This is a genomic window from Anaerotignum sp., assembly GCF_040307045.1.
Classification (GTDB): domain Bacteria; phylum Bacillota; class Clostridia; order Lachnospirales; family Anaerotignaceae; genus Chakrabartyella.
The window spans coordinates 36,124-48,266 of record NZ_JAWRKF010000013.1; the positions used below are offsets into that span (position 1 = coordinate 36,124).

Sequence of the window (12,143 nt, forward strand, 5' to 3'; positions counted from 1 at the left end):
AAAAGTAAATGTGTTATCAAATTTCATAGGTGTTTCTTTTATTGCTACTTATCTTCTCGTTGGTAAGCAATTTTGCCGCCACATAAAGTTAGCTGGCAAGCACCGGTAACTATTTTGCCTGTAAAGGGGGTGCTTTTTCCCATAGAGAGAAAGTCTTCTGAGTTTATTGTGTACCTTTTGCTGAGATCAAATACAGTGAAATCTGCCTTTTGTCCAACTTCGAAGGGTGTGCCGATGCCAAATCGCTTTCTAGGGTTGGTATGAAGCAAGTCAATCAATTTTTCTAGAGAGATAATTCCTGTTTGTACCAACTCGGTGTACAGGACTGGGAAAGCAGTTTCCAATCCGACAATACCCATCATACTCCCTGCCAATCCCCTTGATTTTTCTTCGGCAGAATGGGGGGCGTGGTCGGTGGCAATCATATCTATTGTGCCATCCTGAATACCTTCTATTAGGGCTAGTCTGTCAGCCTCACTACGGATGGGTGGATTCATTTTAAATCGACCATCATCTTCAAGCATCATATCGTTCATGACCAAGTAGTGAGGCCCTGTTTCACAAGTAACGTCAATCCCTTGGGCTTTTGCCTTGCGGATAAGGGCTACCGTTTCCTTTGTGGAGATATGGCAAACGTGATATTTACAGCCTGTTTCTTTTACCAAGGCTAAATCTCGTTCCACTTGTTTCCATTCGCTTTCGGAGCAGATGCCTTTATGTCCGTTGAGGGCGGCATACTCTCCATGGTGGATATAGCCCCCATGAAGCAATGTATTGTCTTCGCAATGGGCTGCAATGATTTTACCGTATTGACTGATTTTTTTCATTGCATCCCGCATCAAGTCGTCATTTTGTACACCTCGACCATCGTCGGTAAAGGCACATACATCCTGTACGATCTCATCATAAAATGCTAACTCCTGCCCTTTTTGGCCGACAGTGATTGTACCGTAGGGGTGGACATGAATGCAAGCATTTTTTTTGATAATTTCTAATTGGGGTGCTAAGTTTTCCCAAGAATCCGGGGTAGGATTCAGGTTTGGCATAGTGCAAACTGTGGTATAACCACCGTGGGCCGCTGCCTTTGTGCCTGTTTCAATGGTCTCTTTATAAAAAAAGCCCGGTTCTCTTAGATGTACGTGAACATCAATAAAACCGGGAAACACAAAACAACCTTCCAGATCAGAGAGAATATTCTCACAAGAGGAGGAAGGCTTTGTTGTAGAAATTTCGGAAATGAGACCATCCATAACAAATACGTTGGATTTGACAAATCTGCCCTGAACAAATACGTTAACATTAGGTAAAATGTAGTTCAAGTGATTCAGCTCCTTTCAATTCGCTAGTGGGTGGTGAGTATTTCTTTACAAATTGTCAGTAGTATAGCATACGGTTTTTAATGTGTCAAGAAAATATTTAGAGCTTTTTTGACAAGGCATGAATTGACAGAATCAAATTTAATGTGTTAGACTGAGTGTGTAAATTTAAGAGGCTTTTTATAACTGACGGATAAGTGGGAGACCACAAGGGAGTAGAAAGTCTGGAATTAAGCAGTGGGGAAACAATCAGCGTCCTTTTAGCTGAGCCTGATTAGTGATTTTGTGTCAGGAGAAAGATACTGCTTTTGTCGACCGTCTGGGCAGTCCTATTTCTGACAAAGGAATAGGAATGCCCTTTTTTGTGTTCAAATTAATTCTTTACATTTATCAGGAGGTTATCCATGAAAAAAATCGCAATTCTTATGGGCAGTGACAGTGATTTTCCCGTTGTAGAAAAAGCATTAACAACATTGGACAAGTACCAAGTTCCTTTTGAGGTTCACGTTTATTCCGCTCACAGAACACCAGAGGAAGCAAGAACTTTTGCAATGAATGCCAGAGAAAATGGATTTGGTGCAATCATTGCAGCAGCTGGAAAAGCGGCTCATTTGGCGGGGGCTATGGCGGCAAATACTACATTGCCTGTAATTGGCATCCCCATTAAGTCTTCAACCTTAGACGGTTTGGATGCCCTCCTCTCCACAGTGCAGATGCCCGGAGGGTTGCCTGTGGCAACAGTTGCTATTGATGGAGCAGAAAATGCGGCTTTGCTGGCAATTCAAATTTTGGCTGTGGCGGATGAAGCATTGGCAGAAAAATTAAATGCTGCACGAGTTGAAAATGCAAAAAAAGTGTTGGAAAAAGACCGCATGATTGCAGACAAATATAACAAGTAATGAGATAAAACCATTGGTTAAAGCAAAGTATCTTTGGTATTAGTCACAATTGGAAATAAGAAAAGAGCAGAAAAAGCCTTTTCAGAGAATAGATTTAATCACCATTTTATCAATTAACCCAAAAAGCCCAAAAGGCGAAAAGATTATTCTTAGGAGGAATTAAGTATCATGGAAAAAACAATTCAGATGTATGAAGGCAAGGCGAAGAAGGTATTTGCAACCAACGACGAAAACTACTGCATCGTATCCTACAAAGATGATGCAACTGCGTTCAATGGTCTGAAAAAAGGCACAATTATGGGTAAAGGTGCCATCAACAACCGTGTAACGAACCACCTGATGAAGCTTTTGGAAAACAATGGAGTGCCTACTCACTTTGTAGAAGAACTTTCAGATAGAGAAACCGTGGTAAAAAAAGTTACTATTGTTCCTCTGGAAGTCATTGTTAGAAATATTGCAGCGGGCTCTTTGGCGAAACGCCTTGGTTTAGAAGAAGGCACAAAAATGAAACGTACCGTTCTTGAATTCTGTTACAAAGATGATGCCTTGGGCGATCCTATGATAAATGAATATCATATTCTGGCAATGGAATTTGCAACCAAGGAAGAACTGGAATTGATTTCAAATTACTCCTTCAAGGTCAATGAAATTTTGGGTAGCTATTTGAAAGATGTAAATATTGAACTAATTGACTTTAAGCTGGAATTCGGTAAAACAGCGGATGGTCAGATTGTATTGGCAGATGAAATTTCTCCCGATACTTGCCGCTTCTGGGATACTGTAACAGGTGAAAAGCTTGATAAAGACAGATTCCGTCGTGATTTAGGCAACGTTGAAGATGCGTATCAGGAAGTTTTGAAACGTTTAATGGGCGAATAATTCACATCACAATTGGGAAGCGAATAGAAGAGGTGCTAAAATGTGTATGAATGAAATTCATGAAGAATGTGGTGTATTCGGCGTTTTTGGGAAAGAAACAGCCACAGTTGCAGCAACCACCTATTATGGCCTGTTTGCTTTGCAGCATAGAGGTCAGGAAAGCTGTGGCATTGTTGTAAACGACGATGGCGTGTTTCGTTTTCATAAGGACCCAGGTTTGGTTAATGATGTTTTTACGCCTCAGGTTATGGCTTCATTGGGAGAGGGCAACATGGCAATTGGTCATGTTCGCTATGGCACAACAGGTGTGAATGATCGTTCAAATGCCCAGCCAATCGTAGTAAACCATATTAAGGGCAAATTAGCCCTGGCTCATAATGGAAACCTAGTAAATTCTTTTGAATTACGCCAGGAGCTAGAAATGCAGGGTTCTATTTTCCACACAACCAGCGATACTGAGGTTATTTCTTATGTAATTACAAAGGAAAGGCTCCACGCGTCCTCTATTGAAGATGCGGTTAACCGTGCAATGAATCGCATTAAGGGGGCATACTCCTTAGTGGTGATGTCTGCATCTAAAATGATAGCTGCAAGAGATGAAAATGGCTTTAGGCCCTTATGCTATGGACAAACTGCCGATGGCAGCTATGTTGTAGCATCGGAAAGCTGTGCACTGGATGCAGTGGGAGCGAGTTTCATTCGTGATATTCGCCCTGGTGAAATTGTTGTTTTTGATCAGGATGGTATTCGTACTATTACAGATCATTGTGAAAAAGTGAAACCTACAATTTGTATTTTTGAATACATTTATTTCTCCAGACCTGACTCTCGCGTAGAAGGCAGAAGTGTTCATGACGCAAGAGTGAAGGCAGGTGCTTGCTTAGCAATGGAGCACCCCGTTCAGGCTGATGTTGTAATTGGTGTTCCAGACTCTGGCTTGGATGCTGCCATTGGTTATGCAAGGCAGTCGGGTATTCCCTATGGCATTGGGTTTATCAAAAATAAATATATTGGCCGTACTTTTATTGCACCAGGACAACAGGTGCGTGAAGATAAGGTTAAAATCAAGCTAAATGTTATTGCTGATACAGTGAGAGGCAAAAGAGTGGTATTGGTTGATGATTCTATTGTAAGAGGAACAACCTCTGCGAGAATTGTAAAGCTTTTGCGTGATGCTGGAGCAACAGAAGTACATATGCGTTCTTCTGCACCTCCATTCTTGTATCCTTGTTTCTACGGCACTGACGTAGACTCACAGGAAAATCTCATTGCTTGTAACCATACCATAGAAGAAATCAGAGATATTATTGGTGTTGATAGTTTGGGTTATTTAAGCCTGGACCACTTAAGTATGCTGATTGGGACTCCTAACGGTGAAGGTTATTGCGCATCATGTTTCGACGGAAAGTATCCAACAGAAACACCAACGGAATCCGATAAAAACAGATTTGAATATAAGCTCAGCGAGAGGAGAAAAAATAAAGATGAAGAGTCACAGTGAGAGCTATAAAGCAGCAGGTGTTGATATTGTAGCGGGTTATCAAGCGGTTGAGCTGATGAAACAGCATATTGCTAAAACAATAACTGGGGGAGCAATGTCCGATATTGGTGGTTTTGGCGGTTTGTTTGAATTGGATATGACAGGGATTACCAAGCCTGTTTTGGTAAGTGGCACTGATGGCGTGGGTACAAAGCTGAAGTTGGCTTTTTTGATGGATCAGCATGATACCGTTGGTATCGATTGTGTCGCTATGTGCGTGAATGATATTATCTGTGTTGGCGCAAAACCTTTATTCTTTTTGGACTATATTGCAGTGGGAAAAAACTTCCCAGAAAAAATTGCATCAATCGTATCTGGTGTAGCTGAAGGTTGTGTTCAATCTGGCGCATCCTTAATTGGCGGCGAAACAGCAGAAATGCCAGGGTTCTATCCCGAACATGAATACGATTTGGCTGGTTTTTCCGTTGGCGTTGTGGATAAAGCAAAGATTTTAGATAACACAACCATCAGAGCAGGGGATGCAATCATTGCATTGCCTTCCAGCGGTGTTCATTCCAATGGTTTCTCCTTGGTTCGCCGTGTGTTTGATGTAGAAAATATAGATATGATGGCTCCAGTGGAAGAACTGGGAGGTAAATCTTTGGGTGAAACATTGTTGACACCTACAAAAATTTATGTGAAGCCAATGCTTGCTGTTTTTGAAGAAGTGACAGTAAAAGCTGTTTCGCATATTACAGGTGGTGGTTTCTATGAAAACATCCCGAGAAGCATCCCCAAAGGTTTTGGGGCAAAGATTGACAAAAGTGCATTGCGAATTTTGCCTATCTTTGATTTGATTGGAAAAAAAGGAAATATTCCTGAAAGAGATATGTTTAATACCTTTAACATGGGCGTTGGCATGAGTGTTGTTGTTGCAAAAGAAGATGTTGAAAAAACATTAGAAATTTTAAAAACAAATGGCGAAGATGCATATGTTATGGGCGAAATTGTTGCCTCCGAGGAGGGCGTAGTAATATGCTAAAAACAAAAATTGCAGTTTTTGTTTCTGGTGGTGGCACAAATTTGCAGGCGTTGATTGATGCTGAAAAACGAGGGGAGATTCCCAGTGGCGAAATAACTTTGGTTTTGGCTAGCAACGATAAGGCCTATGCATTAACTAGAGCTGCCCAAAATGGCATCAAAAGCGTGGTTGTCAAAAGAAAAGAATTCCCCTCACAAGAGCTTTATGAAACAAAGATGAAACAGGTCTTGATGAAAAACGGAATTGAAATGATTGTTTTGGCAGGATTTATGTCTTTGTTAAGTGAAGACTTTACTTTTGCATACCCCAAGAGAATTGTGAATATCCATCCATCTCTCATTCCCTCTTTCTGTGGCAAAGGGTTTTATGGTTTGCATGTGCACGAGGCAGCGCTGGAATACGGCGTAAAGGTAACCGGTGCAACGGTACATTATGTAAATGAAATTCCTGATGGTGGCGAAATTATTTTACAAAAGGCAGTGGATATTTTGGAGGGAGATACTCCTGAAGCGTTACAAAGACGAGTGATGGAAGAAGCGGAATGGGTGCTGTTACCCAAGGCTGTAGAAATGGTAGCCCAAACATTAAAGAAAGGAAACTGATATGAATATCTATAAAATGGACCCCATGGGGGAGTTAATAAGAGAAAATGCTTATGTAGGTAGAGGTATTGTAATCGGTAAAACGGCAGATGGAAGTAAGGCTGCTGTTGCCTACTTCATTATGGGACGTAGTGAAAACAGCCGCAACCGCATTTTTATTGAAAATGGCGATGAGGTAATTATCAAGCCTTTTGATGAATCTAAAGTAGAGGATCCATCTTTGATTATCTATTCACCCATCAAGAAATTTGAAAACAAGTTGATTGTAACAAATGGTGATCAGACAGATACTATTTTTGACTATATTAAGATAGGTAAAACTTTTGAAGGAGGTTTGGAAACAAGACAGTTTGAACCAGATGCTCCAAACTTTACACCAAGAATCAGTGGTATGTTAACATTTGGTGAGGCAGATTTTACTTATAAAATGAGTATTTTAAAAAGTGCAGACGCTGAGGGTAGTGCTTGTAGCCGCTACACTTTTGCATATTCCGCTGTAAAAGGCTTGGGTCACTTTATTCATACTTACGCTTGCGATGGTAATCCATTGCCTACATTCCAAGGTGAGCCAGAAAGAGTGGCAGTTCCTGATCAAATTGATGATTTGGTTCAGGATATTTGGGAAAACCTGAATGAGGAGAATAAAATTTCTCTTTACGTTAGATATATTGACTTGAAAACAGGTAATATTGAAAATCGTATGATGAATAAAAACAAGTAAGGAGATTGAAATATGAATAGTACAAAGGAGATTTATCTTTCCCCATTTTCCACAAGATACGCTAGCAAAGAGATGCAGGCTGTATTTTCCGAGGACTTCAAGTTCCGTACTTGGCGTAAGCTATGGATTGCCTTGGCAAAAGCAGAAAAGGCACTAGGCCTAGAAATTAGTGATGAGCAGATTGCTGAATTGGAAGCTTTTAAGGATGAAATTAACTTTGAAGTGGCCGAGGAAAGAGAAAAAGTCGTTCGTCACGATGTAATGAGCCATGTTTATGCTTATGGCAAGCAATGCCCTAAAGCTGAGCCTATTATTCACTTAGGCGCAACGTCTTGCTATGTTGGGGATAATACAGATGTAATTATTCTGAAAGAAGCATCTCACATTATTTTGCAAAAGGCAGCCCAGGTGGTGAAAAACCTTTCTGCTTTTGCAGTGGAATATAAGAGTCTTCCTTGCTTAGCATACACCCATCTTCAGCCTGCTCAGTTAACAACGGTGGGTAAAAGAGCAACACTTTGGATTTATGAATTGTGTCAGGATATTCAAGAGCTAGAACATCGCTTGGAAGAATTGCTTTTATTAGGCTCTAAGGGTACAACAGGCACACAGGCAAGCTTTATGGAGTTGTTTGAGGGTGATGAGGATAAAATTAAGAAGATGGAAGCCATGATTGCAGAGGATATGGGCTTTAGAGGCTGTGTTCCTGTGTCTGGACAGACATATTCCCGTAAGGTTGATGCCTACTTCTTATCTGTACTCTCAGGCTTTGCTCAAAGTGCATACAAATTTTCCAATGATATGCGTATTTTGCAGTCCTTTGAAGAAATGGAAGAGCCCTTTGAAAAAAATCAGATTGGTTCTTCTGCAATGCCCTATAAGAGAAACCCCATGAGAAGCGAAAGAATTTCTGCTCTAGCGCGATATGTAATCGTAGATTCCTTAAATCCAGCATTAACAGCTGGTACCCAGTGGTTTGAAAGAACCTTGGATGACTCTGCAAATAAACGTATCTCCGTTGCCGAAGCTTTTTTGGCAGTGGATTCTATTTTAAATATTTATATGAACGTAACAGCAGGTTTGGTTGTATACAATAAGGTTGTGGAACGTCGTGTGATGGAAAAACTGCCTTTTATGGCAACAGAAAATATCATGATGAAATCTGTAAAAAAAGGTGGCAACAGACAGGAATTGCATGAAAGACTGCGCACCCATTCCCATGCTGCAGCAGCGAAAGTGAAACTGGAAGGCGGACAGAATGACTTAATCGAAAGAATTGCTGGCGATGATGCATTCCCCTTATCGTTAGAGGAAATCAAAGCAGAATTAGACCCATCTTTGTATATCGGTAGAAGTGCATCTCAAGTTGATGAATTTGTAAAAGAAGTGGCTGAGCCTATTATTGCAAAATGGTATGAAGGTGAAATTCAAGCGGAATTAAAAGTATGATAGCTAAGACCTTGAGCGTTGCCCAAACCCACCAACTTTCTTTCAAGAAAGTTGGCCAAAGAACTTTATTGGAACTTTATTTTCTTTAGGATGAGTTACCCTTTGGTTTATCTACTTGTGCTAAGACTTTGAAAATGTATGATGTATCCAAATTTGTTTCCAAAACCCCATGGTAGTGGGGGTTTTAAGTGGGTCAAGGGCCAATCCTTGCAGGGGTTCGGGGGCAGCTTCCCGAGGTTTTTTCCTTTATTTATAAATGTGAATCTTTGACGGGGGGATTTAGAAAATGAAAGAATTTGAATTAAAGTATGGCTGTAATCCCAATCAAAAACCAGCAAGAATTTATATGGCTGATGGCTGTGAATTGCCTATCCGTATTTTAAACGGCAAGCCTGGTTATATCAATTTTTTAGATGCTTTTAACAGCTGGCAGTTGGTAAAAGAGTTGAAGGAGGCTTTGGGTATGCCTGCGGCAACATCCTTTAAGCACGTTAGCCCTACTTCTGCATCCGTAGGGACGCCTATGAGTGCAGATTTAAAAAAAGCTTGCTTTGTGGATGATATGGAAGGTTTGGACGAGTCACCCATTGCATTGGCTTATGCAAGAGCAAGAGGAACAGACCGTATGTGTTCTTTTGGCGATTGGATTGCATTAAGTGACATTTGTGATGAGGTAACAGCTAACCTTATCAAAAGAGAAGTATCCGATGGTATCATTGCACCTGGTTATACAGCAGAGGCTTTAGAAATTTTAAAAAGCAAGAGAAATGGCAACTATAATGTTGTTGAAATTGATGCACACTTTGTTCCCGATGAAAAAGAGTTAAAACAAGTTTTTGGTGTTACCTTTGAACAGGGCAGAAATAACTTCAAAATTGATAAAGCCCTTTTGGAAAATATCGTGACTGAAAATAAGAACTTGTCCGAAGAGGGAAAAAGAGACTTAATTGTAGCCCTTATTACTTTGAAATACACCCAATCTAATTCCGTTTGTTTTGCAAAGGATGGACAGGCTATTGGCGTTGGTGCCGGTCAGCAGTCCCGTATCCATTGCACCCGTCTTGCAGGTAGCAAAGCTGATATATGGCATTTGCGTCAATGCGAAAAAGTTTTGAATCTACCTTTCTTACCAACGGTGAGCCGTCCCAATAGAGATAACGCCATTGACGTTTATATTTCTGACGATTATGAAGATGTATTGGCAGATGGCGTTTGGCAAGAAATCTTTTCTGTGAAACCAGAACCTTTGACAACAGAAGAAAAGAAGGCCTACCTTTCTACAATTTCAGGTGTGGCTCTAGGCAGCGATGCGTTCTTCCCCTTTGGTGATAATATTGAAAGAGCGGCAAAAAGTGGAGTTACTTATATTGCACAGCCAGGCGGTTCTATCCGTGACGACAATGTTATTGAAACCTGCAATAAATATGAAATGGTTATGGCGTTTACTGGAATGCGTTTATTCCACCATTAAGAAGCGGGAGGGTATGAAGAATGAAGGTTATGGTAATTGGTGGTGGCGGCAGAGAACATGCCATTGTGAAAAAAATAAAAGAAAATCCTGATGTAAAAGAACTTTTTGTTTTGCCCGGTAATGGCGGCATCGCTCAGGATGCTACGTGTGTGGAAATTGGTGCGAAAGACATTGAAAAAATCGTAAATTTTGCCGTTGAAAATAAAATAGAATTTGCAGTGGTAGCACCTGATGATCCTTTGGTAATAGGTGTTGTGGATGCATTGGAGGAAGTTGGGGTTCCTTGTTTCGGACCCAATAAAAGAGCGGCTATTTTGGAAGGCAGCAAAGTTTTTTCAAAAGACTTGATGAAAAAATATAACATTCCTACTGCACAGTATGAAGTTTTTGATGATATGGCTAAGGCTTTGGAGTACCTAGAAACAGCGCCAATCCCAACCGTTGTTAAGGCGGATGGTTTGGCTCTTGGCAAAGGTGTTGTAATTGCAGAAACAAGGGAACAGGCAAAAGATGCCGTTCGTTCCATGATGGAAGACAAAATTTTTGGCGCTAGTGGTGACCATATCGTAATTGAAGAGTTCCTAACAGGCCCTGAGGTTTCTGTTTTAGCCTTTACTGATGGCAAAACTATGATTCCCATGGTTTCCTCTATGGATCATAAGAGAGCTCTTGATGGAGATAAGGGCTTGAATACAGGGGGTATGGGAACCATTGCTCCAAACCCTTATTATACAGAAAAAATCGCCCAAGAATGTATGGAAACTATATTCTTGCCTACGATGGATGCAATGAACAAAGAGGATAGAACCTTCAAAGGCTGCTTATACTTCGGTTTAATGCTTACAGCCAATGGCCCCAAAGTCATTGAATATAACTGCCGATTTGGAGACCCTGAAACCCAGGTGGTATTGCCTCTTTTGGAAAGCGACCTTTTGATGATTATGCAACATATTGCAAAAGGCACATTGGCAGAGGCAGAAGTGAAATTTGGTGACAAAGCAGCCTGTTGCGTTATTATGGCATCAGCAGGATACCCTGGAAAATATGAAACAGGCTTCCCTATCACATTGCCTGAGAACAATAATCAGATTTATGTTGCTGGGGCAAAAAACAAGAACGGCGTTATGGTAACAGGTGGCGGCCGCGTATTAGGTGTTAGCGAGGTTGCAGATTCTTTGGAAGAAGCCATCGCTAAGGCATATGAAACAGTGAAAACTGTTAATTTTGAAAATGCATACTATCGAAATGATATTGGTAAAAAAGCGTTAGCAGCGGAGGTGTAAGCATGGTTTACAGAATATATGTGGAGAAGAAACAAGGGCTTACAGCGGAGGCGGATTCCTTGCGTCATGATATTGTCAATTTGTTGGATATTAATAATTTGACAGATTTACGCCTTTTCAACCGTTATGATGTGGAGAACATTGAAAAGGAGTTATTCGAAGCTTGCAAAACTACTGTTTTTTCCGAGCCGCAGTTGGATCATTTACATGATAAATTGCCACAGGATGGAGCTAGTGTATTTGCGGTGGAATATTTGCCTGGACAGTTTGACCAACGGGCAAACTCTGCTGCCGAGTGCATCCAGATTATCTCGAAACAGGAAAGACCCTTGGTTCGTACTGCAAAGGTTTACTTATTATATGGTAAATTAACAGAAGACGAAATATTCGCTATCAAAAAATATTTAATTAACCCTGTGGAAGCAAGGGAGGCAAGCCTTGATACTTTTGATACATTGGCGGTACAATATGCAATCCCCACTGAGGTAGAAACAGTTGATGGGTTCCTTGCGTTAGACCAGGATGGTTTAGACGCTTTTGTTAAGCACATGGGCTTGGCTATGGATTTAGATGATATTAAGGTTTGTCAGGCTTACTTTAAGGAAGAGGATAGGGATCCAACTATCACAGAAATCAAAATGATTGATACTTATTGGTCTGATCATTGCCGTCATACAACTTTCTTAACAACGATTGACAGTATCAAGTTTGAAGATAACTTGTTACAGTCTGCTTATAATGAATACCTTAAAACAAGGGAGGCGATTGGTCGAACAAAACCAATTAACCTTATGGATATGGGTACTATTGTGGCTAAATTCTTAAAACAAGAGGGCAAGTTAAGTAAACTGGACGAATCTGAGGAAATTAATGCTTGTACTGTAAAAATAGATGTGAATGTTGAAGGTAAAACAGAGAAGTGGTTATTGTTATTTAAAAACGAAACCCATAATCATCCCACAGAAATCGAACCCTTTGGTGGTGCTGCAACCTGTGTGGGG

General features: G+C 40.6%; 11 protein-coding genes and 1 riboswitch. Of the genes, 10 read left to right on the forward strand and 1 reads right to left on the reverse strand.

Annotated elements, in window-relative coordinates; all coding sequences use genetic code 11:
• Nucleotides 1-44: 44 nt before the first annotated feature.
• A complete protein-coding gene (locus tag ABVZ64_RS07620) occupies nucleotides 45-1,319 on the reverse strand; it encodes a dihydroorotase (RefSeq protein ID WP_352400422.1) in 1,275 nt (424 codons plus the stop codon).
• 169 nt (nucleotides 1,320-1,488) lie between these two features.
• Nucleotides 1,489-1,648: riboswitch (ZMP/ZTP riboswitch) on the forward strand.
• Nucleotides 1,649-1,720: 72 nt separating this feature from the next.
• Between ABVZ64_RS07620 and purE the strand changes: the two genes are divergently transcribed.
• The 10 genes from purE to ABVZ64_RS07670 form a co-directional block, all read left to right on the forward strand.
• Nucleotides 1,721-2,215, forward strand: coding sequence for a 5-(carboxyamino)imidazole ribonucleotide mutase (gene purE / locus ABVZ64_RS07625; RefSeq protein ID WP_352400423.1), 495 nt, complete (start codon nucleotides 1,721-1,723; stop codon nucleotides 2,213-2,215).
• Nucleotides 2,216-2,383: 168 nt separating this feature from the next.
• Nucleotides 2,384-3,094: a phosphoribosylaminoimidazolesuccinocarboxamide synthase gene (gene purC, locus ABVZ64_RS07630; RefSeq protein WP_352400424.1), complete on the forward strand. Its 711-nt coding sequence runs from the start codon at nucleotides 2,384-2,386 to the stop codon at nucleotides 3,092-3,094.
• 40 nt (nucleotides 3,095-3,134) lie between these two features.
• The gene (purF, locus tag ABVZ64_RS07635; RefSeq protein ID WP_352400425.1) at nucleotides 3,135-4,595 is read left to right on the forward strand and encodes an amidophosphoribosyltransferase; all 1,461 of its coding nucleotides are present in this window, start codon (nucleotides 3,135-3,137) and stop codon (nucleotides 4,593-4,595) included.
• On the forward strand, nucleotides 4,579-5,616 hold the full coding sequence (purM, locus tag ABVZ64_RS07640; protein WP_352400426.1) for a phosphoribosylformylglycinamidine cyclo-ligase: 1,038 nt from the start codon (nucleotides 4,579-4,581) through the stop codon (nucleotides 5,614-5,616). Before purF ends, purM begins: the two co-directional genes overlap by 17 nt.
• Complete coding sequence (gene purN, locus ABVZ64_RS07645; protein WP_352400427.1) at nucleotides 5,610-6,218, forward strand: phosphoribosylglycinamide formyltransferase; 609 nt, start codon at nucleotides 5,610-5,612, stop codon at nucleotides 6,216-6,218. Before purM ends, purN begins: the two co-directional genes overlap by 7 nt.
• Before the next feature lies 1 nt (nucleotide 6,219).
• Nucleotides 6,220-6,939 (forward strand): IMP cyclohydrolase, encoded by a 720-nt coding sequence (locus ABVZ64_RS07650; protein WP_352400428.1) that lies wholly within the window; start codon nucleotides 6,220-6,222, stop codon nucleotides 6,937-6,939.
• A 12-nt stretch (nucleotides 6,940-6,951) separates the two neighbouring features.
• On the forward strand, nucleotides 6,952-8,388 hold the full coding sequence (gene purB, locus ABVZ64_RS07655) for an adenylosuccinate lyase (RefSeq protein ID WP_352400429.1): 1,437 nt from the start codon (nucleotides 6,952-6,954) through the stop codon (nucleotides 8,386-8,388).
• 286 nt (nucleotides 8,389-8,674) lie between these two features.
• Nucleotides 8,675-9,859 (forward strand): phosphoribosylaminoimidazolecarboxamide formyltransferase, encoded by a 1,185-nt coding sequence (locus tag ABVZ64_RS07660; protein WP_352400430.1) that lies wholly within the window; start codon nucleotides 8,675-8,677, stop codon nucleotides 9,857-9,859.
• A 20-nt stretch (nucleotides 9,860-9,879) separates the two neighbouring features.
• Complete coding sequence (gene purD, locus ABVZ64_RS07665; RefSeq protein WP_352400431.1) at nucleotides 9,880-11,142, forward strand: phosphoribosylamine--glycine ligase; 1,263 nt, start codon at nucleotides 9,880-9,882, stop codon at nucleotides 11,140-11,142.
• A gap of 2 nt (nucleotides 11,143-11,144) precedes the next feature.
• Nucleotides 11,145-12,143 (forward strand): phosphoribosylformylglycinamidine synthase-related protein (locus ABVZ64_RS07670; protein ID WP_502892587.1); only part of this gene is annotated, 999 nt, incomplete at its 3' end.